This window comes from Actinoplanes sp. NPDC051388, assembly GCF_055586225.1.
The window spans coordinates 309,061-334,161 of the sequence record NZ_JBVJIP010000007.1; the positions used below are offsets into that span (position 1 = coordinate 309,061).

The 25,101-nt window shown below is 70.9% G+C and carries 26 protein-coding genes; 19 read left to right on the top strand and 7 right to left on the bottom strand.

Features of this window, described 5'->3' with window-relative positions; all coding sequences use genetic code 11:
• Positions 1-133 precede the first annotated feature (133 nt).
• From ACZ6TI_RS20030 to ACZ6TI_RS20045, 4 genes are all read left to right on the top strand, one after another.
• Positions 134-1,795, top strand: a complete 1,662-nt coding sequence (locus ACZ6TI_RS20030) for an FAD-binding dehydrogenase (RefSeq protein WP_465346586.1) — start codon at positions 134-136, stop codon at positions 1,793-1,795.
• Positions 1,792-3,165, top strand: coding sequence for an acyclic terpene utilization AtuA family protein (locus ACZ6TI_RS20035; RefSeq protein ID WP_465346587.1), 1,374 nt, complete (start codon positions 1,792-1,794; stop codon positions 3,163-3,165). The genes ACZ6TI_RS20030 and ACZ6TI_RS20035 overlap by 4 nt, the downstream gene beginning before the upstream one ends.
• Positions 3,155-3,487: a DUF4387 domain-containing protein gene (locus ACZ6TI_RS20040; protein ID WP_465346588.1), complete on the top strand. Its 333-nt coding sequence runs from the start codon at positions 3,155-3,157 to the stop codon at positions 3,485-3,487. Before ACZ6TI_RS20035 ends, ACZ6TI_RS20040 begins: the two co-directional genes overlap by 11 nt.
• Positions 3,488-3,550: 63 nt before the next feature.
• Positions 3,551-5,008 carry an MDR family MFS transporter gene (locus tag ACZ6TI_RS20045; RefSeq protein WP_465346589.1) on the top strand — a complete coding sequence of 486 codons (1,458 nt, stop codon included), beginning with the start codon at positions 3,551-3,553 and terminating at the stop codon, positions 5,006-5,008.
• Between the two features lie 33 nt (positions 5,009-5,041).
• Here ACZ6TI_RS20045 and ACZ6TI_RS20050 read toward each other — a convergent pair whose 3' ends face one another.
• Entirely contained in the window at positions 5,042-6,433 is a 1,392-nt protein-coding gene (locus ACZ6TI_RS20050) for an aldehyde dehydrogenase family protein (protein WP_465346590.1), read from the bottom strand.
• Positions 6,426-7,172: an SDR family NAD(P)-dependent oxidoreductase gene (locus ACZ6TI_RS20055; protein WP_465346591.1), complete on the bottom strand. Its 747-nt coding sequence runs from the start codon at positions 7,170-7,172 to the stop codon at positions 6,426-6,428. Before ACZ6TI_RS20055 ends, ACZ6TI_RS20050 begins: the two co-directional genes overlap by 8 nt.
• Before the next feature lie 40 nt (positions 7,173-7,212).
• Here ACZ6TI_RS20055 and ACZ6TI_RS20060 point away from each other — a divergent pair, with 40 nt between their 5' ends.
• From ACZ6TI_RS20060 to ACZ6TI_RS20070, 3 genes are read left to right on the top strand one after another with little or no spacing between them, the layout of a single operon-like run.
• Entirely contained in the window at positions 7,213-8,148 is a 936-nt protein-coding gene (locus ACZ6TI_RS20060) for a DUF6282 family protein (protein ID WP_465346592.1), read from the top strand.
• Positions 8,145-8,711, top strand: a complete 567-nt coding sequence (locus ACZ6TI_RS20065) for a carboxymuconolactone decarboxylase family protein (protein WP_465346593.1) — start codon at positions 8,145-8,147, stop codon at positions 8,709-8,711. Before ACZ6TI_RS20060 ends, ACZ6TI_RS20065 begins: the two co-directional genes overlap by 4 nt.
• On the top strand, positions 8,711-9,556 hold the full coding sequence (locus ACZ6TI_RS20070; protein ID WP_465346594.1) for an N-acyl homoserine lactonase family protein: 846 nt from the start codon (positions 8,711-8,713) through the stop codon (positions 9,554-9,556). Before ACZ6TI_RS20065 ends, ACZ6TI_RS20070 begins: the two co-directional genes overlap by 1 nt.
• Here ACZ6TI_RS20070 and ACZ6TI_RS20075 read toward each other — a convergent pair.
• The 3 genes from ACZ6TI_RS20075 to ACZ6TI_RS20085 are packed head-to-tail and all read right to left on the bottom strand — an operon-like array spanning position 9,540 to position 12,698.
• Positions 9,540-10,997, bottom strand: a complete 1,458-nt coding sequence (locus tag ACZ6TI_RS20075; protein WP_465346595.1) for a flavin-containing monooxygenase — start codon at positions 10,995-10,997, stop codon at positions 9,540-9,542. The two genes, ACZ6TI_RS20070 and ACZ6TI_RS20075, sit on opposite strands and share 17 nt — an antisense overlap.
• Entirely contained in the window at positions 10,994-11,905 is a 912-nt protein-coding gene (locus ACZ6TI_RS20080) for a cupin domain-containing protein (protein WP_465346596.1), read from the bottom strand. The genes ACZ6TI_RS20075 and ACZ6TI_RS20080 overlap by 4 nt, the downstream gene beginning before the upstream one ends.
• A 22-nt stretch (positions 11,906-11,927) precedes the next feature.
• On the bottom strand, positions 11,928-12,698 hold the full coding sequence (locus ACZ6TI_RS20085; protein WP_465346597.1) for an HpcH/HpaI aldolase family protein: 771 nt from the start codon (positions 12,696-12,698) through the stop codon (positions 11,928-11,930).
• A 127-nt stretch (positions 12,699-12,825) separates the two neighbouring features.
• Here ACZ6TI_RS20085 and ACZ6TI_RS20090 point away from each other — a divergent pair, with 127 nt between their 5' ends.
• Entirely contained in the window at positions 12,826-13,503 is a 678-nt protein-coding gene (locus tag ACZ6TI_RS20090) for a GntR family transcriptional regulator (protein WP_465346598.1), read from the top strand.
• A 39-nt stretch (positions 13,504-13,542) separates the two neighbouring features.
• A complete protein-coding gene (locus ACZ6TI_RS20095; protein WP_465346599.1) occupies positions 13,543-13,935 on the top strand; it encodes a carboxymuconolactone decarboxylase family protein in 393 nt (130 codons plus the stop codon).
• Here ACZ6TI_RS20095 and ACZ6TI_RS20100 read toward each other — a convergent pair.
• Positions 13,932-14,744, bottom strand: a complete 813-nt coding sequence (locus ACZ6TI_RS20100; protein ID WP_465346600.1) for an SDR family NAD(P)-dependent oxidoreductase — start codon at positions 14,742-14,744, stop codon at positions 13,932-13,934. The genes ACZ6TI_RS20095 and ACZ6TI_RS20100 overlap by 4 nt on opposite strands.
• 219 nt (positions 14,745-14,963) lie before the next feature.
• On the opposite strand from ACZ6TI_RS20100, the gene ACZ6TI_RS20105 reads away from it, so the two are divergent.
• The 10 genes from ACZ6TI_RS20105 to ACZ6TI_RS20150 all read left to right on the top strand — a co-directional run bounded on the left by ACZ6TI_RS20105 (position 14,964) and on the right by ACZ6TI_RS20150 (position 24,290).
• Positions 14,964-15,722, top strand: a complete 759-nt coding sequence (locus ACZ6TI_RS20105) for an IclR family transcriptional regulator (protein WP_465346601.1) — start codon at positions 14,964-14,966, stop codon at positions 15,720-15,722.
• 66 nt (positions 15,723-15,788) lie between these two features.
• Complete coding sequence (locus ACZ6TI_RS20110; protein WP_465346602.1) at positions 15,789-16,838, top strand: extracellular solute-binding protein; 1,050 nt, start codon at positions 15,789-15,791, stop codon at positions 16,836-16,838.
• A 5-nt stretch (positions 16,839-16,843) separates the two neighbouring features.
• The gene (locus ACZ6TI_RS20115) at positions 16,844-18,556 is read left to right on the top strand and encodes an ABC transporter permease subunit (protein ID WP_465346603.1); all 1,713 of its coding nucleotides are present in this window, start codon (positions 16,844-16,846) and stop codon (positions 18,554-18,556) included.
• The gene (locus tag ACZ6TI_RS20120; RefSeq protein WP_465346604.1) at positions 18,553-19,668 is read left to right on the top strand and encodes an ABC transporter ATP-binding protein; all 1,116 of its coding nucleotides are present in this window, start codon (positions 18,553-18,555) and stop codon (positions 19,666-19,668) included. Before ACZ6TI_RS20115 ends, ACZ6TI_RS20120 begins: the two co-directional genes overlap by 4 nt.
• Positions 19,665-20,606, top strand: a complete 942-nt coding sequence (locus tag ACZ6TI_RS20125; protein WP_465346605.1) for a DUF6282 family protein — start codon at positions 19,665-19,667, stop codon at positions 20,604-20,606. The genes ACZ6TI_RS20120 and ACZ6TI_RS20125 overlap by 4 nt, the downstream gene beginning before the upstream one ends.
• A complete protein-coding gene (locus tag ACZ6TI_RS20130) occupies positions 20,603-21,412 on the top strand; it encodes an N-acyl homoserine lactonase family protein (RefSeq protein WP_465346606.1) in 810 nt (269 codons plus the stop codon). The genes ACZ6TI_RS20125 and ACZ6TI_RS20130 overlap by 4 nt, the downstream gene beginning before the upstream one ends.
• Positions 21,409-22,305, top strand: a complete 897-nt coding sequence (locus ACZ6TI_RS20135) for an NAD(P)-dependent oxidoreductase (RefSeq protein WP_465346607.1) — start codon at positions 21,409-21,411, stop codon at positions 22,303-22,305. The genes ACZ6TI_RS20130 and ACZ6TI_RS20135 overlap by 4 nt, the downstream gene beginning before the upstream one ends.
• The gene (locus ACZ6TI_RS20140; RefSeq protein WP_465346608.1) at positions 22,302-22,670 is read left to right on the top strand and encodes a cupin domain-containing protein; all 369 of its coding nucleotides are present in this window, start codon (positions 22,302-22,304) and stop codon (positions 22,668-22,670) included. The genes ACZ6TI_RS20135 and ACZ6TI_RS20140 overlap by 4 nt, the downstream gene beginning before the upstream one ends.
• Entirely contained in the window at positions 22,663-23,532 is an 870-nt protein-coding gene (locus tag ACZ6TI_RS20145; RefSeq protein WP_465346609.1) for an NAD(P)-dependent oxidoreductase, read from the top strand. Before ACZ6TI_RS20140 ends, ACZ6TI_RS20145 begins: the two co-directional genes overlap by 8 nt.
• Positions 23,529-24,290, top strand: coding sequence for a carboxymuconolactone decarboxylase family protein (locus tag ACZ6TI_RS20150; protein ID WP_465346610.1), 762 nt, complete (start codon positions 23,529-23,531; stop codon positions 24,288-24,290). The genes ACZ6TI_RS20145 and ACZ6TI_RS20150 overlap by 4 nt, the downstream gene beginning before the upstream one ends.
• Here ACZ6TI_RS20150 and ACZ6TI_RS20155 read toward each other — a convergent pair.
• Entirely contained in the window at positions 24,275-25,006 is a 732-nt protein-coding gene (locus ACZ6TI_RS20155) for an SDR family NAD(P)-dependent oxidoreductase (protein WP_465346611.1), read from the bottom strand. The two genes, ACZ6TI_RS20150 and ACZ6TI_RS20155, sit on opposite strands and share 16 nt — an antisense overlap.
• Positions 25,007-25,101: the final 95 nt, after the last annotated feature.

Consider the following 25,101-nt stretch of genomic DNA (forward strand, 5'->3'; position numbering starts at 1 on the left):
CTGGCTGGGGGAAAAAAAAAACACCAACCGGAACCCATCACCACCTCCCCCCCCCTTTGTTGGGGGTGGGGGGGAGGGGGTTCCCGACACACACACACCCAACGGCCCAACCCGACAGCGAGGAGCAGTACGGATGAGCAGCAGGAACGACAGCGCGGACGTGATCGTCGTGGGGGCCGGACTCGCCGGGCTGGTCGCCACCGCGGAGCTCGTCGCGGCCGGCCGGTCGGTGATCCTGCTCGACCAGGAACCCGAGCAGAGCCTCGGCGGGCAGGCGTTCTGGTCGTTCGGCGGGCTGTTCCTGGTGGACTCGCCCGAGCAGCGGCGGATGGGGATCCGCGACTCGCACGCCCTCGCCTGGCAGGACTGGCTGGGCACCGCGGGCTTCGATCGGGCCGAGGACGCCTGGCCGCGGCGCTGGGCGGAGGCCTATGTCGACTTCGCCGCCGGGGAGAAGCGCGCGTGGCTGCGTACGCTCGGCATCAAGATCTTTCCGATTGTCGGCTGGGCCGAGCGGGGCGGTTACGACGCGACGGGGCCCGGGAACTCGGTGCCGCGCTTCCACCTCACCTGGGGCACCGGGCCCGGCGTGCTGGAGCCGTTCATCGCGACCGTCCGGCAGGCGGCCGAGCGCGGCCTGGTGCGGCTCGCCTTCCGCCATCGGGTGGACACCCTGACCACCAGCGGCGGTGTCGTGACGGGCGCGGCCGGCCGCATCCTGGCGCCCAGCGACGTGGCCCGCGGCGAGGCCAGTTCGCGCGACGAGATCGGCGACTTCACCTACTCCGCGCAGGCCGTCGTGGTCACCTCCGGCGGCATCGGCGGCGACCACGACCTGGTGCGCCGCAACTGGCCGGAACGGCTCGGCACGCCACCGGAACACATGATCGCCGGGGTGCCGGCGCACGTGGACGGCCGGATGATCGCCATCACCGAGGAGGCCGGCGGCGCGGTGATCAACCCGGACCGGATGTGGCACTACGTCGAGGGTGTCCAGAACTGGGATCCGATCTGGCACAACCACGGCATCCGGATCCTGCCCGGACCGTCCTCGCTGTGGCTGGACGCGGTCGGGCGCCGGCTGCCGGTGCCGCTCTATCCGGGGTTCGACACCCTCGGCACGCTCGCCCACCTGCGCACCACCGGGCACGACCACAGTTGGTTCGTGCTCACCCAGAAGATCATCGAGAAGGAGTTCGCGCTCTCCGGGTCCGAGCAGAACCCCGATCTGACCGGCCGCGACGTGCGCAAGGTGCTGGGCCGGATCCGCGGTGGCGCGCCGGCGCCGGTGGACGCGTTCATGCGCCGGGGCGCCGACTTCGTGGTCGCCGACGACCTCGACGAGCTGGTCAAGGGAATGAACGCGCTCACCCCCGCGCCGCTGCTCGACCCGGCCGACCTGCGGCGCACGATCGAGGCGCGCGACCGCGAGCTGGCCAACAACTTCACCAAGGACATGCAGATCGCCGCGATCCGCAACTTCCGCCACTACCGCGGCGATCGGTTGATGCGCACGGCCACACCGCACCGGTTGCTCGACCCCAAGGCCGGACCTTTGATCGCCGTACGCCTGCACGTGCTCACCCGTAAGACGCTCGGCGGCCTGCACACCGACCTCGACGGCCGGGTGCTGGACGCCGCCGGGCAGCCGGTGCCGGGGCTCTATGCGGCCGGCGAGGTCAGCGGGTTCGGTGGCGGCGGCATGCACGGGTACCGCGCGCTGGAAGGCACCTTCCTCGGCGGTTGCCTCTTCTCCGGCCGGCAGGCCGGCCGCTCCCTGAAAGGAACGTTGTGACCAGCGAATCGGTACGCATCCTGGTGCCCTCCGGCATGCTCGGCTCGGGCTTCCCGGCCGAGATCGTCGAGCGTGGCCTGGCCCTCGGCGCCGACGTGATCGCGGTGGACGGCGGCTCGACCGACTCCGGCCCGCACTACCTGGGCACCGGCACCGCCAAGACGACCGCCGCCGCGGTGACCCGCGACCTGCGCTTCCTGCTGCGCGCCGCGGCCCGGGCGGGCATCCCGCTGATCGTCGGCTCGTGCGGCACCAGCGGCACCGACTCCGGCGTCGACTGGGTGGCGGGGCTCGCCGACAAGGTGATGGCCGCGGAGGGGATCAGTCTGCGGGTGGCCCGGATCTACAGCGAGCAGCAGGCGGCCGATCTCAAGGAGCATCTCGACCAGGGCCGGATCCACCCGCTGCCGCCGGCCGGCGACCTCGACTCGGCGACGCTGGAGAGCTGCCGGCACATCGTCGGCATGATGGGCCACGAGCCGATCGAGGCGGCCCTGGCCGCCGGGGCCCAGGTGGTGCTGGCCGGGCGCGCCACCGACACCGCGGTCGCCGCGGCCTTCCCGCTGATGCGGGGCATGCCGGCCGGCCCGACCTGGCACGCCGCGAAGATCGTCGAGTGCGGCGCGCAGTGCACCACGAACCCGCGGTCCGGCGGCGTCTTCGCCACCATCGACGCGACCGGCTTCACCATCGAACCGCTCGACCCGGCGGCCGCCTGCACGCCCACGTCGGTGGCGGCGCACATGCTCTACGAGACGGTGAACCCGTTCGAGATGCGCGAGCCGGCCGGCACGCTGATGGTCGGCGACGCCACCTACCGGGCGCTGGACGACCGGCGGGTGCGGGTGGAGGGCTCCCGGTTCGAGCTCGCCGGGCAGCACACCATCAAGCTGGAGGGCGCCCGGGTCACGGGCTACGAGACGATGTCGTTCACCGCCATCCGCGATCCGCACATCCTCGCTCAGATCGACACCTGGGCCGCGTTGCTGCGCCGGGTGCTGACCGAGCGGGTCGCCCAGACACTCGAGCTGAGCGCGGACGACTACGCGTTCGACATCCGGCTCTACGGATTCGACGCCGTCCTGGAGGCCGCCGAGCCGGACACCCGCCCACCCCGCGAGGTCGGCGTGATGCTGCTGGTCAACGCGCCGGACCAGCAGACCGCCACGGCGATCGCGAAGATCGCCAACCCGCTGATGCTGCACCTGCCCACCCCGGACATGGCGCATCTGCCCAGCCTGGCCTTCCCGTTCTCGCCGGCCGAGACCGAGCGCGGCGCGGCGTACGAGTTCGTGCTCAACCACGTGGTCGACGTGGACTCCCCCACCAGCCTGTTCCGCACCCGGATGGAGACCGCGGATGTCCGATAGCCCCCGTGTGGTGGCCGACCTCGCGCTCGAGGTCCGATCCAAGAACGCCGGCCCGTTCTGGGTGACGATGGAGCTGTTCATGCGGGACGCGGACGGTTACGCCCTGGTGGCCGACCCCGGCTTCCTGGACGCCGGCGTGATCGCCGGCCTCTATGACGTGCCGCCCGACACCATCCAGATCTTCCGGCTGCCCGAGCTGAACGTCGTCAAGATCTCGTTCCCGCGCCCGGTGGTGCAGGGCAGCCTGCGCGACCGGGACATCCACGCCGGGCAGCACCACGTTCCGCTGGCGATGCTGCCCGTCGACGGCCGCGCCGGGTGATCCTGCACTCTTCTTGCCCACTCGGCGCGACGATGCATCGGTGCGCCGGGTTAGGTGAGCAGAGTGACGGAGAACAATGTCGGGCTGCGGTCCGAGCGCGGGCCGATCCTGGCCGGCGTGATGCTCGCGACCTTCCTGGTGGCGATCGACTCGACCATCATCGCCACCGCGGTGCCGTCGATCGTCAAGGAGATCGGCGGGTTCACCGAGTTCCCCTGGCTGTTCTCGGTCTATCTGCTGGCGCAGGCCGTGTCGGTGCCGATCTACGGCAAGCTCAACGACCTGTTCGGCCGCAAGCCGGTGATGCTCTGGGGCATCGGGGTGTTCCTGCTCGGCTCGATCCTGTGCGGCTTCGCCTGGAGCATCTGGCCGCTGGTGGTCTTCCGGGTGGTGCAGGGCCTCGGCGCCGGCGCGATCATGCCGACCGCGATCACCATCGTCGGCGACGTCTACTCGGTCCGCGAGCGCGCCAAGGTGCAGGGCTACCTGGCCAGCGTGTGGGGCATCGCGTCGGTGGTCGGCCCGGCCCTGGGCGGGGTGTTCGCCGAGTGGGTGTCCTGGCGCTGGATCTTCTTCGTCAACATCCCGCTCTGCCTGCTGGCCGGCGCGATGATCTTCCGCGGCTTCCACGAGAAGATCGAGCGTAAGCGGCCGGCCATCGACTTCCGCGGGGCCGCGCTGCTCACCGCCGGTCTGATCCTGCTGATCCTCGGCATCCTCGAGGGCGGCCAGGCCTGGGCGTGGGACTCGCCGACCAGCTTCGCGGTGCTCGGCGCCGGCCTGGCGCTGCTGCTGGTCTTCGGCTTCGCCGAGCGCACCGCGGAGTCGCCGGTACTGCCGCTCTGGATGTTCCGGCGGCGGCTGCTCGTCACCAGCGGGCAGATCGGGGTCGGCGTCGGGGCGATCCTGATCGGGCTGACGGCATACATCCCGACGTACGTGCAGGAGGTGCTCGGCAGCGGGCCGCTGGTGGCCGGCTTCGCGGTCGCCGCGCTCACCCTGGGCTGGCCGATCTCGGCGAGCCTGGCGGGCCGGGTCTATCTGCGCGTCGGCTTCCGGGGGTGCGCGCTGATCGGCATGTCGCTGGTGATCACCGGCGTCGCCCTTCTCCTGCTGCTCGACCAGACCTCGTCGGTCTACGAGGTGGGCGTCTACTGCTTTGTGATCGGTCTCGGCATGGGCCTCACCGCGGCGCCCACACTGATCGCCGCGCAGTCCAGCGTGGGCTGGACGGATCGGGGCGTGGTGACCGCGAACAACATCTTCCTGCGGTCGCTGGGCAGTGCGGTGGGCGCCGCGGTGTTCGGCGCGATCGCCAATGCGGTGGTCGGCGCCGGCGCGGTCGAGCCGGCCCGGCTGACCGATGCGGTGCACCGCATCTTCATCGGCATGCTGCTGGTGGCGATCGTGATGATGGTGCTGGCCGCGCTGATCCCCCGCTCGGCGGACGCGATGACCGCCGAGCCGGGGACCGGCGCCGAGCGTCCGGCTAGCGATGCGCCGCCTGCTGTGTGGCGCTGATCCGCGCCCACGACTTCGGCGCGGTCGGCGCGCTCAGCGCTGAGACGCCGCGGTCGGGGCGGCCGGGCGTGTAGAGCCAGGCCCGCAGGAAGTCGTCCAGGTCGCGGCCGGAGATCTCCTCGGCGAGCGCGCCGTCCGCCGTGCGGTTCCACGAGGTGAAGCCGGACGCGACGACCTCGGACGGCACGTCGTCGTATCGCCAGGATCGTGGTCCACCCGAGGAAACGCATCAATACATTTAGAACGATCACTAGACGGATATTGCGATGTACTTCTCTTCCAGGAACTCCAGGATGCCCTCGGAACCGCCCTCGCGGCCCAGGCCGCTCTGCTTGACGCCGCCGAACGGAAGGCCCCGTCCGCCGGCGCCCGGCTCCCCCGCCGCAGCGTCGCGCCCTCGGCCACGGCCCGCTCCACGAGCCCCGCCACCTTGTCGCGCTCGCCCACCGAGACCAGGGCGCCCAGATCGTTCGAGCGGTCCAGCCCGGGGCCGACCGACAGGGCGCCGAGCGCGGCGTCCATCCGGTCGACGAACTCGTCGTGCAGCGAGCCGTGCACATAGAAGCGGTTGGCCGCGGTGCAGGCCGCGCCGCCGTTGCGCATCTTGGCGAGCAACGCGCCGGCCACCGTGGCGTCCAGGTCGGCGCCGGGCAGCACGATCAGCGGCGCGTTGCCGCCGAGCTCCATCGAGGTGCTCACCACCGAGTCGGCGCAGGCGTGCAGCAGTTGCCGGCCGACCTCGGTGGAGCCGGTGAAGGAGAGCTTGCGGACCTCCGGGCGGTCGATCATCCGCTGCACCGCGGGGCCGGTCGGCATCGGCGTCACCAGGTTCACGACGCCGCGCGGGATCCCGGCGCGGGACAGGACCTCCACCACGTACGCGGCGGTGAGCGGGGTCTCGCGGGCCGGCTTGAGGATCGTCGTGCAGCCCGCGGCCAGCGCGGGAGCGAGCTTGCGGGTGGCCATCGCCGCCGGGAAGTTCCACGGCGTGATGAGCAGCGCGACCCCGATCGGCTGCCGGTCGACGATGATGCGCTTGTCGCCGCCGGGTGCGAGCCGGTAGTCCCCCGGCACGCGCACCGCCTCCTCGGCGAACCAGCGGAAGAACTCGGTCGCGTAGTTCGCCTCGGCGATGGCGTCCGCCCAGGACTTCCCGTTCTCGCGCACCATCAGCTGGGCGAAGTGCTCGACCTCGGCGGTGAGGATCTCGAAGGCCGCGCGCAGCAGCTCACCACGCTCGCGCGGCGCGGTGGCCGCCCAGCCGGATTGCGCGGCGGCCGCGGCGTCGACGGCGTCCAGGCAGTCCCGCTCGGAGGCCACCGCGAAGCGGGCGACGATCGACAGGTCGGCGGGGTCGATCACGTCGAAGCGCCGGCCGTCCGATCCGGGCCGCCACCGCCCGTCGATGAACAGGTCGTCAGGCAAGGAATCCGCCGTCCACCGGCAGCACGACCCCGCTGATGTGCCCGGCCCGGTCGCTCAGCAGGAACGACGCCGCGGCCCCGACCTCCGCCCCGGTGCCCGCCTTGCGCAGCGGGGTGGCCGCGATGCGCGCCTCCACCCCGCCGGGGATCGCCAGCCGGGTCCGGTCGAGCATCGGCGACTCGGTCGGTCCGGGCGCGATCGCGTTGACCCGGATGCCGAGCGGCCCGAAGTCGTGCGCGGCGGTGCGGGTGAGCCCGATGACCGCGTGCTTGGTGGCCTGGTAGGCGCCCATGCCGGAGCTGCCGCGCAGCCCGCCGATGCTGCTCATGTTGACGATCGAGCCGCCCGCCGCCATGACCCGCACCTGCTCGCGCAGGCACAGCCAGGTGCCCTTCACGTTCACCGCCATGATCTGCTCGAAATCCGCCTCGGAGACCTCGTCCAGCCGGCCGCCCTGGGTGGTCGCCGCGTTGTTGAAGGCGCCGTCGATCCGGCCGAAGCGCTGCACCGTGGCGTCGACGAATCCCGCGACATCCTCCGCTTTCGAGACATCACCCCTCCGGTACGCGACCTCGCACCCGCCCGCCGCCAGCGCGTCGGCGACCGCGGCGAGCGGCCCCTCGTTGCGGGCGACGAGCATCAGGGCGGCGCCGTCCGCGGCGAAGGTGCGCGCGGCGTCCGCGCCGATCCCGGCGCTCGCGCCCACGACCAGCACGACCTTCCCGGTCAGTGGCTTCATCTGCTTGAGCCTAGTGTCATACCGTCATACAATTCAACCGATGACTGACGCCGAACCGCATCCCCTCGTCACGGCCCAGCCGGACGACTTCGACCGGCTGCTGCGCGGCGCGATCGACGTCCACGTGCACGGGCATCCCGACCTGTCCGCGGGCGTCTCGATCCGCGGCGCCGACCTCGAGGTGGCCCGGCTGGCCCATGCGTACGGCATGGCCGGCTGGGTGCTCAAGTCGCATCTGTGGGCGACCATGGACCGCGCGCGGGCGGTGCGGGAGGCGATGGCCTGCACCGGGTTCACGGTGCACGGCAGCATCACGCTCAATCCCCCGGCCGGCGGCCTCGAGCCCAGCGTCGTCGAGCTGGCCGCAGCGCACGGCGCGCGTGTGGTGTTCCTGCCGACCTGGGGCGCGGCCGCCGACGTGGCCCGCGGCGGATACATCTCCACGCTGCTGGGGCGGGCGTCCCCGGCCTTCGGCGAATACAGCGAGCGCACCGCCGTCGCCCTCTGCGAACCCGGCGGGCGGCTCGGCGGCCGGGCCCGGGCGGTGATCGACGCCTGCCGGGCGCTCGGCCTGGCGCTGGCCACCGGGCACGCGTCGGCCGCCGAGAGCCGGGCGGTCGCGGCCTACTGCGCCGAGGTCGGGCAACGGCTGCTGATCACGCATCCGCTGCACTACACGACGGATCCGGCGGAGTTGCGTGAGTTCGCCGCGACGGGCGCGTATCTGGAGTTCTGCAACGCGCCGCTGGTGCACCCGGAGGGGCATCTGACCGTCCGGGACGTGCACGACGCGCTGTCCGCGGTCGGCCCGGAGCACGCCGTCCTCAGCACCGATGTGTTCTCCCGGTGGGTGCCGCCCGAACCCGAGTGCCTGCGCATGTTCCTCGAACAGCTCGCCTTTCTCGGCTGGACCTCCGAGCAGATCGCGACCATGGTCGCCACCAACCCACGAGCCCTCCTAGGGGAGACGGCATGAGAATCGACGACGTCGAGCCCGCGGTCATGACCGCCGACCAGCGCGCCCTCTACGAGGTCTTCACCACCGGGCGGCGGGTCGCGCCGGACACCCCGTTCAAGCTGGTCCAGGCGGACGGCCGGCTGCAGGGGCCACCCGCGGTCTGGATCATCAGCCCGGTCTTCGGCCGCGCGCTGCAACAGATCGGCGGCGCGGTCCGGTACGACTCGCGACTCCCCTACCGGGCCCGCGAGATCGCCATCCTGCTGGTCGGCCACCACCACCGCAGCCCCTTCGAAATCTATGCGCACGAGCGCGCCGGGACGGCGGCCGGATTGTCCGGGACCGACCTGGCGGCGCTGGCCGAGGATCGGCGGCCGTCCGGACTGTCCGATGTCGAGGCAGCGGTTTTCGCTGCCACCAAACGGATTCTCGACCGCGGCACCCTCGACGACGAGGAGTTCCGGGCCGCGGCCGAGGTGCTCACCGCGCCGGGCCTGCTCGAGCTGGTCACCATCGTGGGCTACTACACCATGGTGGCTTGGCAGCTCGCCGTCTTCGACATCCAGCCACCGGCCGCCTGATGGGCTGGTCCATCTGGATCCTCGAATACGGCTATGTGGACCGGTTCCCGGCCAGCAACCTCTTCGCCGGGCAGCCGAACGAGGGCCACCGGCGGATGCCGTACTGCTTCGGGCTGCTGCGCTCGGCGGACCGCTGCGTGCTGGTCGACACCGGCTTCGCCGACCCGGTCGTCTACCAGCGGCTCACCGCCAAATACGGCGACACGCGCTGGCTGGCGCCGGTCGAGGTGCTCGGCCGGGTCGGCGTGCGGCCCGAGCGGGTGGACACGATCCTGTTGACGCACAACCACTTCGACCACGCGGGGTGTGTCGACGCGTTCCCCGCCGCGCACGTCTGGATCCAGCGGCGCGAGATCGAGAGCTACCTCGCCGCGGCCGCCCGGCCGGCCCGCTTCGAGTTCCTCACCCGGTCGTGCCAGGCCGACCTGCCGGAGCGGCTGGCGAACCGCCCGGCCACCCTGGTCGACGGCGTGGCCGAGGTGGCGCCGGGCATCGAGCTGCGGCCGGCGCACGATACGCATACCGCCGGATCCCAGGTCGTCGCGGTCACCAACGAGGCGGACGGCACGTGGGTGTTCGCCGGTGACAACGTCTACAGCTACGAGAACCTCGACGGCCTGCGCGGCGACGGCGTGCTCGCGCCGATCGCGATGACCACCGGCAGCGCCGCCACCTGGCTGGACTTCGCCGACGGGATGCTCGCCGGGGTGGGCGGCGACACCCGGCGGATCCTGCCGTTCCACGAGGCGGCGGTATGGGACCGGTTTCCCACCAAGGCGTTCGGCGACGGGCTGCACGTCGCGGAGGTGTCCCTGGCCGGCGGTCACCCTAACCTGGTGTCCTGAGCCCGAACCGGGCGAGGAACCGGGTGGCGAGGGCATAGGCCAGGTGCCCGCCCGGCCACTGCGTCACGTTGTGCCCGGCCGGGTCGTGGTAATAGTTGTGGCAGCCGGCGTTCATCGCCGAGGCGTTGGTCGACAGCCGCCGGTCCACCCACGCGAGGAAACGCCGGGCGGCGGCCGGAGAGGTGTCGATGGTGCGCCGGCGGGTGCGATCGAGCCGCCGCACGGACCGCACGACGACCTCGGCCTGCCGCTCGAGCTGCGCGATCACGGACACGCCGCCGTTGGTGTTCGGGCCGTACAGGATGAAGAAGTTGGGGAAGCCGGGCACCGTGATGCCGAGGAAGGCGCTGGCGCGCTCGCGCCAGACGTCGTGCAGGCCGCGCCCGTCGCGGCCCTTGACGTCGAGGCCGGCCAGGAACTTCGTGGGCTGGAAGCCGGTGCTGAGGATGAGCACGTCGACGTCGCGGGTGGCGCCGGTCTCGTCCACCACGCCGGTCGGAGTCACCCGGCGCACCGCGTGCGGCACGAGCTCGACGTTGTCGCGGTTCAGCGAGGGATAGAAGGTCGACGACAGGATCGGGCGCTTGCAGCCCCACGGATAGTCCGGCGTCACCGCGGCCCGGGTGCCCGGATCGGCGATGGCGCCGGCGATGAACCGCTCGCACGCCTCGCGCATCCGGCGCTGGCGGCGCGACCCGACGTCGTAGCCCTTGAAGCGGCGGTTGCCGTTGTGGAAGATCCGGGCCCGGTTCAGCCGCTGGGCGAGTGGCACGTGGCGATAGATCCAGCGCTCGCGCGGGGTGAACTCGCGCTCGTATTTCGGCTCGACCCAGCCGGGCTCGCGCTGGAAGACGTGCACCGCGGCGGCGTCCGGGGCGATCGCCGGGACGATCTGCACGGCCGTCGAGCCGGTGCCGACCACGGCGACCGACTTGCCGGTGAGGTCGTGGTCCTCCCATCGCGAGGTGTGGAAGCACGGGCCGGCGAAGCTGTCCAGGCCCGGCCAGTCCGGGTAGCGGGGCACGCTGAGCAGGCCCAGCGCGGAGATCACCACGTCGAACTCGGCGGTGTCGCCGTGCTCGGTGGACAGCACGTAGCAGTCCGCCGACTCCTCCCACACCAGGTCGGTGACCCGGGTGTTCAGGCGCAGGAAGGGGGTGAGCCCGAAGCGCTGCACCACGTGCTCGGCATAGGCCAGCAGTTCCGGCTGGGTGGCGTGGGTGCGCGGCCAGTCGTACTCGAGGAACGAGAACGAGTACGCGTGCGAGTGCACGTCCACCTCGCATCCCGGATAACGGTTGTCGAACCAGGTGCCGCCCACCCCGGCGGACTGCTCGAAGATCACGATCGACGCCGACGTGCTCTTCCGGAGCTTGACCGCGGCCGCGATGCCGCCCATCCCGGCGCCGATGATCGCGACTCGGAGCGGCCGGGGACTCATCGGCCGGCCGGCGCCGGGTAGTCGTCCGCGTTGAACACCCAGCCCTCCATGGCCGAGAAGTCGAAGCGCGGCGGGCAGAACACGTCGATCAGGTGGTTCTCGCCGGGTCCGATCGCCTCGCTGGTGTGCAGCGACGGCGGCGGGATCACGGTCACCGACGGCGCGAGCACGCGCTGGTGCTCGTCCTCGCGCCAGTGCGCCTTGTTCGTGGTCCACGGCCAGCGGATGTGGTGCACGTATTCGCCCGCCAGCACGATCGAGCACTGCTCGAAGTCGTCGTGCTTGTGCGGGGAGAGCTTCGCCGGGTCGCGCGGCCCCTGCTTGGGGTCGATGAAGTTGACCATGAAAGTGGTGCAGCGGTAGAGCCGGAACGGCGGGTTCGCCAGTGGCGGCACGGTCAGGTCGTAGCTGCGCACGCGATAGCCGCCGACCGGCTCGGGCCAGGGCTGGAACGGTGGGACGTTCTCGTGCGGCTCGGCGTAGGACTCCGCGTTGGCGGCCAGCGCGGCGATGTCTTCGGAGCGGGTGGTCAGCAGGCGCAGCACGCGGCCCTGGCCGGTGACGGTCACCGTGCTGTCGCCGGGCGGCACGACGAGCATCGTGCGGCCGGTCGCGGTGACCTCCTCGTCCGCGGTGCGGACCCGGGCCTCGAGGGCGTCGTCGGCGAGCAGCACCACGTACTCGTCCGGCTGGGCGGTGCGCTCGAAGGTGGCGGCGCCGGTCAGCTCGGTGTATCCGACGACGAAGTTCTGGCCGCGGGCGTACCAGGTGGAAAGGTCCTCGGTCTTGTCCACCGGCGCCACGTCACGGAACTGGACGTGCTCGGAGCCGGAGAAGCGCTCCGGCGCGGCGGCCGTCGCGGTGCTGGACGGGAGGGTGGATCGCAGATCGGTGGAGTCGAACGCCATGGAGGGCTCCTTTGGAAAGCGACTAGGAGAATCGGCTGCCGAGGCCGGCGACGGTGTCCGTCGCGGCGGTCCTCAGCAGGCTGGTGTCGTTGCTGACCATCACGTAGCGATAGCCGCGGTCGGCGGCCTCCTGCGCCTGCGCCGCGGTCTGCACGGCGGTGCCGACCGGCACGTCACGCGCCCGGGCGGCGGACAGCAGGCGGTCGACCAGTTTCTGGATCTCCGGGTCGGACTGCGGCAGGCCGGACGACAACTGCAGGTCGCCCATGCCGAGGAAGACGCCGTTGAGGCCGGCCACGTCGAGGATGTCGTCGGCCGCCTCGATCGCGGCGCGCTCCTCGAGCTGCACGGCGCGCATCACCTCCTCGTCGCCGAACCGGAGGTATTCCGCGCGCGGCGTGCCACCCCATCGCCCGGCCCGCGAGGTGATGCCGATGCCGCGGTCGCCGCCGGGCGAGAAGAGCATCCGGCGCACCGCCGCGGTGGCCTCCGCGACCGAGGTCACCCGCGGCACCAGGATGCCGTCCACGCCGATGTCGAGCAGGCGCTGCAGATGACTGCCGCTGCGGTCCGGCACGCGCACCAGCACCGACATGCCGGCGCCCTGGGCTACCACGGTCGCCTGATAGGCGAACTCGAGCGTCAGCGGCGCGTGTTCCATATCGACCACGACGAAGTCGAACCCCGCGTCGGCCAGGATCTCGACCGGCTCCAGGGCCGGGATCTTGACCCAGGTGCCGGCCAGGCACCGTGACTCCGAGGCCAGTTTGCGAGCGAAGCCCAACCGCGCCATGACGCTCCTCACGAGGGATTTTGGGTTTCGAAAATGTAGCATCGTCATACGATCTGAGACAACCGTGGGCCGGGTCGCGGCACGCTGGGTACGATGTCGCCAGATGAGCGAGCGAGGGAGGGCTGCGGTGACGCGAGCCAATGCGTTGCGCGTGGAGCGGACCCCGGCCCTGATCCGTTCGCAGGTGCTGGAAAACCTGCGCCAGGCCATCCTGGACCGCCGGCTCGCTCCGGGACAACGACTGATCGAGCGCGAGCTGGTGGAGCTCACCGGCGTCTCCCGCACCAGCGTCCGAGAGGCGCTGCGCGAGCTGGCCGCCGAGGGTTTGGTCACCGCGATCCCCAACCGCGGCACGGTGGTGACCAGCGTCAGCGCCGAGGAGGCAAGGCAGCTTTATCAGGTGCGTTCGGCACTCGAAGCGCTGGCCGGCCGACTCTTCGTGGAAAACGCGAACGCCGCCCAGCGCAAGGCCCTGGCCCGGGCGCTCGATCGGGTCGAGAAGCAATATGCGAAGGGCTCGGCCATTCTGCCCGCGAAGGACGCGTTTTACGACGTGCTGTTCGAGGGCGGCGGCAACGAGGCGCTGCGGTCGGTGGCGGTGAGCCTGCACGCCCGGGTGAGCGTGCTGCGATCGCTGTCCCTCTCGGTGCCGGGCCGGCTCGCGATCAGCGTCGAGGAGCTGCGGGCGATCGTGGCCGCGGTCGAGGCGAACGACGCCGACGCCGCCGCGGCGGCCTGCGCCCGGCACGTCGAGGAGGCCGGTCGCGCCGGCCTGCAGGCGCTCGCCGAGCAGCCGGAAGCCTGACACCTTCCGCAGATTGTATGATCGTCGTACGCTACGCCCATGAGTGTTGACGAGAGCCGGCTCGAGCGCGGCAACCGGGTCCGGCGCGAAGTGCTCGGCGACGCCCACGTGGACCGGTCGATGAAGAAGGCCACCGACTTCACCCGTGTCGTGCAGGAATACGTGACCGCGAGCTGCTGGGGCGACGTCTGGTCGCGGCCCGGCCTGGACCGGCGCACCCGCAGCATGCTCAACCTGGCGATGCTGACCGCGCTGAACCGCCCGCACGAGTTCTCGGTGCATGTCCGCGGCGCGCTCAACAACGGCCTGACCGAGGCGGAGATCCAAGAGGTGCTGCTGCAGACCGCCGCCTATTGCGGGGCGCCGGCCGCCCTGGAGGCGTTCCGGCTCGCCCAGACGGTCCTCGACGAGATGCGCGAGCAGGAGAACTAGGCCTTCTTGTAGAGCGCGCTGTCGTAGGCCTCGAAGTCCCACGCGCCCGCGCCGCCGGACGGCCGGACCGTGCTGACGATGCTCGCGCCGCCGTCCACCGACACCACCTCGCCGGTCATGTAGGCGGCGTCGTCGCTGAGCAGGAAGGCCACCACACCCGCCACGTCGTCCCCGGTGCCGGCCCGGCGCAGCGGGGTGCTGCTCGCCCGGCGGGACATGTCGTCCTTGCCGCCGGCCACGTCGGGCGTCGCGGCGAACAGCTCGGTGGGCACGATGCCGGGCGCGACCGCGTTCACCCGCACGCCGAGCGGGCCGCCGTACATCGCGGCGCCGCGCAGGATGCCGAGCACCGCGTGCTTGGAGGTCTGATAGGCCAGCAGGTCGGCGCTCCCCCGCAGGCTGCCGATCGAGCCGGTGATCACCACGTTCCCGCCGCCGCCCTGCTCGGCATATTGCCGGAAGGCGGCCCGGACGCCGAGGAAGACGCCGCGCACGTTCACCGCCATCACCCGGTCGAACTCGGCCACGGTGAGCTCGGGCAGCGTGGCGAACGAGCCCGGGATGCCCGCGTTGAGGTGATGCAGGTCGACCCGGCCGAACCGCTCGACGGCGGCGCGCAGATAGGCGTCCACCCCGTCCTCGGTGGACACGTCGGCGCGCACCCAGAACCCGTCGGCGGCCTCGGCGGGCGGTTCCAGATCGACCGCGACGACGTGGGCGCCCTCCTCGGCCAGCCGCCGGGCGGTGGCCGCGCCGATGCCGCCGGCCGCACCGGTCACGACGGCGACCTTTCCCGCGAGACCGCGCATGCCCACCTCCGGGTCAATAAGATCGACAGCTAGCCAGCGATTGTAGGTCAATCATACAATACTGTCACCTTCGAGATTTAACTTGGGGGACGTACGGCGGAAATCTCGCGGAGGTCTTGACATGACGCCGGATGGATCACCTACATTCCTCGGTACCGAATAGCTGGACGGCTACCCCGGAATGCGGGACGGGTGGCTGAGGGGGCGAAGGAGGGACCCATGACCACCAACAACGGGCTGGAGATCGCCAGCGGCGACCTGCAGGTGGTGGCGCGGGTGGTCCAGCTGCTCCGGCTGCTCACCGCCCAGGACACCATCGACCTGGTGTCCGCCGCCGAGGAACTGGGCGTGGGTAAGTCCACCGCCCATCGGTACCTGGCCTCGATGGAGAACCACGGCCTGCTGCTGCGCCGCGACCGCAACCGGTACGAGTTCGGCGTGCTGCTCGCCGAGCTCGGCACGATGGCCCTGTCCCGCCTGGGGGTGATCGACCTGGCCGGCCCGGTGATGGACGACATCAGCGTGCGGGTCCGGCACACGGTCGTGCTCAGCGTGTGGAACGGCGTCTGTCCGGTGGTGGCTCAGGTGCGCGAGGACAAGAGCCGCACGGCGCACGTCTCGATCGCGGTCGGCAGCAAGCTCGGGCCGAACGCCGCGCAGACGGTGGTCTTCGGCGCCTTCCGCGACGAGTCCTTCTACCGGTTCCGCGAGGACGCGGCGGTCCAGGCCACCGAGCCGGAACTGGCCGAGGTCCGGCGCACCGGCATCGCGTTCCGCAGCAGCCCCCGCGACGGCGTCAGCGCCGTGGCGACACCGATCCGAGACCCCTCCGGCCGGGTCGTCGCGACCCTGGCCGTGGTCGACATCGCGCAGTTCGTGCCCGAGGAAACCGACAGCCCGGTGGCGCTCGCGCTGCTCGCGGGCGCCGAGACGATCAGCCGCCGGATGGTCAGCCCACTCGACGGCGGACCCGACTGACATCACAACTCATGAGCGGGACGGGCACCGTCCCCTGTTCAGCGTGCGCGAGAAAAGGCGATAACGATGAGGACATTCCGATTCTTCACTCTGATAACGGCCGGTGCCCTGCTGATCTCCGCGTGCGGCGTGGGCGGCGACTCCGGTGACCCGGCCGCGCAGAAGCTGACCTGGGCCAGCACCGGCGGCCAGTTCCAGGAGGACGAGAAGAAGGCGCTGCAGGAGCCGTTCACCACCAAGACCGGCACCGCGTTCACCAACGTCAGCCCGGCCGAGCAGTCCCAGGTGCGCACGATGGTGTCGTCCGGCAAGACCATCTGGGATCTGGCCAACATGAGCTGGATCTATGCCGGCGCCTATTGCGGTGAGCTGTTCGAGAAGCTGGACGACCCGGCGCTGGACCGCAGCAAGTTCCCGGAGGGCACCACCGGCGACTGCTTCGTGCCGACCTACCGGTACGCGAACATCTTCAGCTACAACGCCGACATGTACCCGGGCGAGAAGCCCACCACCATCAAGGACTTCTTCGACGTCAAGAAGTTCCCGGGCAAGCGAATCGTCTACGACTACCCGAAGGCCGGCCTGTTCGAGGCCGCGCTGGTCGCCGACGGCGTGCCGGCCGATCAGGTCTACCCGCTCGACCTGGACCGGGCGTTCAAGAAGATCGACACGATCAAGAGCTCGATCGTGTTCGCGCCCAGCTACGGCGCGATCCAGCAGTCGCTGGTCGACAAGCAGGCCAGCATGGTGCTCACGGTGACCGCGCGGACGATCGTGTCGGCGCAGAGCGGCGCCAACCTGGTGCCGGTGTGGGACTTCAACACCACCGACATCGGCGTGCTGGTGATTCCGAAGGGCACCCCGAACAAGGCGCTGGCCCAGCAGATGCTCGCCTTCGTCACCGAGCCGGCCCAGTCCATCGCGTACGCGAAGCTGACTGGCACCGCGCCCGCCCGGCCGGACGTGGATCTCGACACGGTCGGCTACACCGAGCAGCAGAAGGCCTTCAACGCCTTCCTGCCGGACCGCGGCAAGACCATCGAGCAGGACAAGCAGTGGTGGATCGAGAACACCGACGCGCTGGTGAAGCGCTGGACGAGCTGGAAGGTCGGCTGACCCCGATGACTGCGACAGCCACGCCCGAGGCGCCCCCCGCCGGGCGCTCCGGGCCGGCCATCCTGGCCCGGGCGCACCGTTCCGGCTGGTTGCTGCTCCTGCCGGCGCTGGTCGCGCTGGTGATCCTGTTCGTGGTGCCGCTGCTCAACGTGGTGGTGGACAGCTTCACCGAGCCGGAGACCGGGCTGGGCAACTACGCCTCGCTGTTCACCGACGGCTACACGATCCGGGTGCTGACCAGGACGCTGCTGGTGGCGCTGGTGGTCTCCGTGATCGGCGTGCTGCTGGCCTATCCGTACGCGTACGCGATGACGCTGGTCGGCCCGACCATGCGCGCGGTGCTGGTGACCATCGTGCTGGTGCCGTTCTGGACGAGCATGCTGGCGCGCAACTTCGCCTGGCTGGTGCTGATGCAGGACGGCGGCGTGGTGCAGCAGATCCTGCGGCCGTTCGGGCTGGGCGATGTCACGCTGCTGGGCACCACGCTCGCGGTCGGCATCTCGATGACCCAGGTGCTGCTGCCCTTCCTGGTGCTGCCGATGTACAGCGCGATGGAGCAGATCGACGGGCGCCTGGTGTCGGCCGGCCAGAGCCTCGGCGCGCCCCGTGCCCGCGCGTTCCGGCGGGTCTATCTGCCGCTGTCCACGCCGGGTGTGGTGGCCGGTATGTCGCTGGTCTTCGTGCTGGCACTGGGTTTCTACGTCACGCCCGCCCTGCTCGGCTCCACCCGCAGCGCGATGATCGCCCAGGTCATCAACGTGCGCGCCAAGGAGCTGCTGGACTTCGGCGGGGCCGGCGCGATGGGCATGTTCCTGCTCGTGGTCACCCTGGTCGTGTTCGGGCTCAGCCGCCGCCTGGCCGGGCAGAACGTGGCCACCGTGGCGGCCGGCGGCACCCCGGCGCGCAACCGGACCGGCAGCGAGCGGTCGTCCGAGGTGCGGCCGTGGCTCAAGGTGCACACCACGATCGTCTCGATCCTGCTGGTGGCGCCCACGCTGGTGGTCATCCCGATGAGCTTCTCGTCGTCGCCGACCTTCCGGTTCCCGCCGGACGGCTGGTCGCTGCGCTGGTACCAGAATCTGTTCACCTCGCCGGAGTGGACCGCGGCGATCCTCAACACGCTGCAGGCGGGGTTCTTCACCGCGCTGTTCGCCACCGTGCTCGGCACCACCGCGGCCTTCGGCCTGGCCCGGCTGAACATCCGTTGGCGCGGCACGGTGAACGGCTTCCTGCTGTCGCCGATGATCGTGCCGCACATCCTGGTCGCGCTCGTGGTCTTCGCCGCGTTCCTGCGGTTGAGCCTGAACGGCACGCTGATCGGGATCATCCTGGCGCACACCGCGATGGCCCTGCCGTTCGTGGTGATCGCGGTGACCGCCCGGCTGCAGGGCATGGACGGCCGGCTGCCCGGCGTCGCGGCCAGCCTGGGCGCGAGCCCGGTCTCGGCGTTCCGCCGGGTGACCCTGCCGCTGGTGCTGCCGGGCATCCTGTCCGGCGCCGTGCTGGCCTTCGTGACCTCGCTGGACGAGGTGGTCATCGCCTTGTTCCTGCAGGCGCCCGGCGCGATCACGCTGCCGGTGCAGATGTTCAACAGCGTCACCGTGCAGATCGATCCGACGATCTCCGCGGCGTCCAGCCTGATGGTCGTCCTGGTCAGTGTTCCCATCCTGCTCGCGCAGGTGGCCGGCGCGCGACGCCGAACGAAAGGTGCCCGATGAGTTCCCCGATCAAAACCAGCGGCGCCCGCGTCGAGCTCGCCGACCTGAGCAAGCGGTACGGCAACGACGAGCCCCCCGCGGTGGACCACATCGACCTGGACATCCAGCCGGGCGAGTTCATCACCCTGCTGGGACCGAGCGGCTCGGGCAAGACCACCACGCTCAACATGATCGTGGGCTTCACCGAGCCGACCTCGGGCCGGATCGAGCTGAACGGCCGCGACATCTCCCGGATGCCGCCGCACAAGCGCAACTTCGGCATGGTCTTCCAGAACTACGCTCTCTTCCCGCATCTCACGGTGGCGCAGAACGTGGCGTTCCCGCTGCGCGAGCGCAAGGTGCCGGCCGCCGAGACGGCCCGGCTGGTCGGCGCGGCGCTCGACCTGGTCGACCTGGGCGGCCTGGACAAGCGGCGGCCCGACGAGCTGTCCGGCGGGCAGCAGCAGCGGGTCGCGCTGGCCCGCGCGGTGGTCTTCTCCCCCAGCGTGCTGCTGCTGGACGAGCCGCTCAGCGCGCTGGACCGCAAGCTGCGCCAGTCGTTGCAGCGCGAGATCAAGCGGCTGCACGACGAGCTGGGCCTCACCTTCGTGTTCGTCACGCACGACCAGGACGAGGCGATGACGCTGTCCGATCGGATCGCCATCTTCGACCACGGCCGGATCGTCGCGGTCGGCACCCCGGCCGAGCTCTATCACCGGCCGACGACCCGGTTCGTCGCGCGCTTCCTGGGCGAGTCCAACGTCTTCGCCGGCCGCTATCGGGCCCCGGACGTCTATGAGTGGCACGACCGCAAGTGGGCGGTCATCGGGGTGAAGAGCAACACCGAGGAGCAGGCCCTGATCGTACGGCCGGAGCGGATGACCGTCGCCCCGGATGTGGACGCGGTGCCGCCCGGACGCAACGCCGCGCCCGCGGTGGTCACCGACGTCTCCTTCTACGGCACCTACTACCGGCTCGAGCTGGCCTTCGGCGACGACTCGATCGGCTGCGCGGTGCTGCCGGTCGGCGCGCCCGCGGCGGTCGAGCCCGGCGCCCGGGTGATCGCCCACTGGCGTCCCGAGGATCAGGTCCTCGTCTCCGAACAACCCCCGATCGGCAAGGAGCAACCATGACCGCAGTCGACTACCCGTTCGACCCGGACGCCGACGAGGACCGCAAGGTGCCCGACCCCGAGGCCGACGGTCTGCTGGCCGGGGCCGTGGACCTGCACCAGCACCCCGGGCCGAGCCCCTTCCCCCGGCGGATGAGCATCCTCGACGCGGCCCGTGACGCGTCCGCCGCCGGGTTCCGGGCGATCGTCGCCAAGTCCCATCACCACAGCATGGTCACCGACATCCTGGCGCTGCAGACCGCCGGCCTGGCCGAGCTGTCCACCGAGGTGTACGGCGGGATCGCGTTGAACCGGACGGTCGGCGGCCTCAATCCCTATGCGGTCGAGCTCGCGCTGCGGATGGGCGGCCGGATGGTCTGGTTCCCCACGCTCTCCTCGGCCGCCCACGTCAGCCATCACGAGCACCACGACACCGGCTTCCCCACGCCGGAGGTGGACCTGCGCCCCAACGAGATCATCTCGATCCTGGGCGACGACGGCGAGGTGCTGCCGGAGGTGCGCGACATCCTGTCCGTGATCGCGGCCGAGGACGCCGTGCTCACCTGCGGCCACCTCGGCGTGCCCGAGGCGCAGAAGCTGATCGACGCCGCGCTCGAGGCGGGCGTCGGCCGGATCCTGGTGAACCACCCGATCTTCGTGGTCGGCGCCGACGTGGCGCAGGCGGTCGCCTGGGCGAAGCAGGGTGTCCACATCGAACACTGCCTGATCATGTACTTCGGCCGCCCGGAACGCCGCCGGGACCTGGACGAGCTGCTCACCTTCATCAAGGAGGTCGGCGTCGAGAAGACCATCCTGTCCTCGGACTCCGGGCAGAAGACCAATCCGCTGCCGGTGACCCTCTATCGCCGGGGCGTCCGCGGCCTGCTGGACGCCGGCCTGTCCGAGGCGGACATCCGCCGGTTGGTCGGGACGAACGCGAGCCGGCTGCTCCTGGCATGACGGCCGACCGGTATCAGGTGACGATCGTCAAGTACGGGACGCGGCAGACCGTGCGCAGCGACGTCTACCTCAACCACCACCTCTACGACGAGCCGGACGGCCCGATCGGGATGGACTACTTCTTCTGGATCGTCCGCAACGCCGACCGCACGATCGTGGTGGACACCGGCTTCTCGGCGGCCGGCGGCGCGCGCCGCAAGCGCACCACGCTGATCGAGCCGGCCGCCGCGTTCGACGCGCTGGGCGTGGACCGGGCCGCCGGGCCGCCGGTGGTGGTCACCCACGCGCACTACGACCACATCGGCAACCTCGGCCTCTTCCCCGCCTCGCCGCTGACCATCGCCGCCGCCGAGTTCGACTTCTGGACCGGCCCGTTCGCGAACCGCACCCTGCTGCACCACTCGGTGGAGGACGACGAGATCGCTCTTCTGCGTCTTTATGAGAAGCAGGGCCGGGTGAAGACTTTCGCCGACCAGGCCGACCTCGCCCCGGGGATAAAGGTGATCCGGATCGGCGGACACACTCCGGGCCAGAGCGTCGTCACGGTGCACACCACGGCGGGCGTCGTCCTGCTGGCCTCCGACTCAGTGCACTACTACGAGGAGCTCGAGCGCGGCATGCCGTTCACCCAGGTGGCCAACCTCATCGACATGTACGCGGGGTTCGAGCGGATCCGCACGATGCTCGACACCGGCGAGGCGGACCACCTGGTCGCCGGCCACGACCCGGACACGCTCGCCCGGTTCACCCCGGTCGGCGGGACGCTCGCCGGTCTCGCGGCCACGATCGGAGAGGACGTGCGATGAGGATCGGCTTCGCGGGGCTCGGCAACATGGGCGGCCGGATGTCCGCCTGCATCGTGCGGGCCGGCCACGACGTGCTCGGCTTCGACGTCAAGGCGGAGAACGTGACCGCGGCCGGGGCGAAGGCGGCGGGGTCGGTCGGCGAGGTGACCGACGGCAGCGACATCCTGCTGCTGTCGCTGCCGGACAGCCCGGTGGTCGAGGCGGTGATGCTCGGCGACGACGGCGTGCTCGCCCACGCGCGGCCCGGCCAGATCGTGGTCGACCTGTCCACCGCGGCGCCGGACTCGACCACCCGCATCCACCGCCTGCTCGCCGAGCGCGAGGTGGCATATCTGGACGCGGGCATCTCCGGCGGCGCGGCCGCCGCCGAGAAGGGCGCCCTGACCCTGATGGTCGGCGGCGAGAGCGAAGCGCTCGACCGGGCCCGCCCGGTCCTGGACCTGTTCGCCACCAACGTCTTCCACTGTGGACCCAGTGGCGCCGGGCACACGGTCAAGCTGCTGAACAACTTCCTCAACGCGATTGCGCTCTCCGCCACCGCCGAGGTGATGGTGGCCGGCAAGAAGGCCGGCCTCGACCTGGAGGTGCTGCTGGCCGTGCTGAACGCGAGCTCCGGCGTCAACTTCGCCACCCTGAACCGGTTTCCGAAGATCATTCAGGGCGACTACCTCAAGGGCGGGCTGACCAACACGCTGATGCTCAAGGACGTGCACCTCTATGTCGAGCTGGTCGCGCGGCTGGGCGTGGTGAGCCCCAACTCGGCCGGTCCGCTGGCCAGCTTCGGACTGGCCCGGGCGCTCGGCTATGCCGACGAGATCAGCAACACCGTCGTGGACGCGCTGGGAGACCTGTCCGGTGGCGTCCGGCTGCACACGCCAGAGGAGATCGTATGAAGATCGTGCACGGCCGCGCCGAGCGGGTCCCGTCGGAACAACGGCGGACGGTCACCGGCGAAGCCTGGTTCGACCAGGTGTTGCCGGCCACCGACGGGACCACGATCGCCACGGTCTTCTTCGCGCCGGGTGCGCGCACCTTCTGGCACAGCCACGAACACGGCCAGGTGCTGCAGGTGCTGGCCGGGCGCGGGCTGATCTGCGCCGAGGGCGGCGAGCCGCAGGTGATCCAGGCCGGCGACACGGTGTGGGCGCCGGCCGGCGAGCGGCACTGGCACGGCGCCACCGCGGACTCGTTCCTGACCCACACCGCGATCTCGCTCGGCGAGACCCGCTGGGCGGAGGAGGTCGGCTCGGATGACTGAGGGAATCGGATTCGTCGGACTCGGCAACATGGGCGGGCCGATGTCCGCGCGGCTGGTGAAAGCCGGATACCCGGTCCGGGGCTACGACGTGTCCGAGCCGGCCCGGCTGGCGTTCGGCGAGGCCGGTGGGATCGTCGTCGCCGACCTGGCCGGCGCGGTCATGGGCGCCGACGTGATCGTGCTGATGCTGCCCGACTCCGACCGGGTCGAGGCGACCGTGCGGGACGAGCGGTTCGTGGCCGGCCGCGGCACGATCGTGGTCGACATGAGCTCGTCGGAGCCGCTGCGCACCCGGGAGCTGGCCGCGGAACTCGCCGAGCGCGGGGTGACGCTGGTCGACGCGCCGGTCTCCGGGGGCGTTTCGCGGGCGCGTACCGGAGCATTGACCATCATGGCCGGCGGCGAGCCGGACGACCTCGACCGGGTCGGGCCGATCCTCGCCCACCTGGGCACGGTCACCCGGGCCGGCGCGGTCGGCAGCGGCCACGCCGTCAAGGCGCTGAACAACCTGATGTCCGCCACCCACCTGCTGGTCACCTGCGAGGCGATGCTGGCCGGCGAGCGGTTCGGCCTGGACGCCGAGACGATGCTGGCCGTCTTCAACGGATCCAGCGGCCGCAGTGGCTCCACCGAGAACAAGTGGCCCAACTTCATCCTGCCGGGCACCTTCGACTCCGGCTTCGGGCTGCGGCTGATGCTCAAGGACATGCGCATCGCCACCGGCCTCGCCGATCGGGTGGGCACGCCGGATCCGCTCGGGCAGGCGGCCGCGGAGCTGTGGGCGCGGGCCGCGGACGAGCTCGACGCCACCGCCGACCACACCGAGATCGTGAACTGGCTGCGAAAGGACGACGCCCGATGAGCCTGACCGCACGGCAGATCGAGATCAAGGACGAGTTCATCCGGGTACGCGGCGCGTGGAGCGAAACGTGGGAGGGGGTGCTGCGACTCGACCCCGAGTTCCTGATGGCGTACCTGAACTTCTCGGCCGTCCCGTGGCGGCACGGCGTGCTGGAGCCGAAGGTCAAGGAGTTCATCTACATCGCCATCGACGCGAACGCCACGCACATGTACCTGCCCGGCGTGCGCCAGCACATCAAGGTCGCGCTCGCGCTCGGCGCCACCCCGCAGGAGATCATGGAGGTGCTCGAGCTCACCGCGACGCTGGGCATCCACGCGATGAACATCGGTGTGCCGCTCCTCGTCCAGGTGCTCCAGGAGAAGGGGCTGCGGACCGGCCCGGCGCCGCTGACCGAACGGCAGGAACAGATCAAGGCCGAGTTCACCGAGACCCGCGGCTACTGGCACGCGTTCTGGGACGAGATGCTGGAGCTCGATCCGGAGATGTTCGCGGCGTACACCGAGTTCTCGTCGGTGCCGTGGCGCAGCGGCACGCTGGAGCCCAAGGTGAAGGAGCTCGTCTACATCGCGTTCGACACGGCGGCGACCCACCTCTACGTGCCGGGGCTCAAGCTGCACATGGAGAACGCGATCGGCCACGGCGCGACCGCGGAGGAGATCCTGGAGGTCATGGAGATCGCGTCGGTGCTCGGCATTCACGGGGTGACCGCGGCCGCGCCGATCCTGCTCGAGGAGATGTCCGATCAGCGGGCCAGGTAACCGCCGTCCACGCTGAGGATCGTGCCGGTGATGCCGGCCGACTCCGGGGCGGCCAGGAAGACGATCGCGCGGGCCACCTCGTCGGGGCTGGACATCCGGCCGATCGGGTGGTTGGCCAGGGTGACCGCGAGGCTGGCGGCCAGGTCCGGGTCGGCCGCCCGGGCCTCGTCCATGAAGCCGGTGTCGACCGCGCCCGGTGCGACCGCGTTGAACCGCACGCCGCGCGCCGCCCACTCGATCGCCAGCTGGCGGGTGAGCTGCACGATGGCGCCCTTGGTCATCGCGTAGACGCTCTGGTTCGGCACCCCGATCAGACCGGAGATCGACGCCGTGCTGACCACGCAGCCGCGGGTCTCGGCCAGGTGCGGCAGGGCGGCGCGGGTGAACCGGAAGACCGGCCGGACGTTGATCGCGAAGAGCGCGTCGAAGTCGTCGTCGGTGGTGTCCAGGACGGGCCGGCGCAGGAACCGGCCGGCGTTGTTCACCAGCAGGTCGAGCCGGCCGAACTCGGCGACGGCCCGGCCGATCACCTCGCCCGGCGCGGAGTCGGCGGTGACGTCGGCGGCCATCGGCACCACCCGGCCGTCCGCGGCGAGATCGGCCACCTCGGACGAGACGTCCACGGCGACCACCCGGTAACCCGCGGCCCGCAGGCGCAGGACGACGCTGCGCCCGATCCCCCGGGCCGCCCCGGTCACGACGGCGACTGGCTCCATCTCGGCTCCGATCCTCGTTTCGTACGACGGTCATACAATATTGCGAGCCCTTGATGTTGAGCAACTACGTGGTTGAATGTTTCCGCTGCGTGACG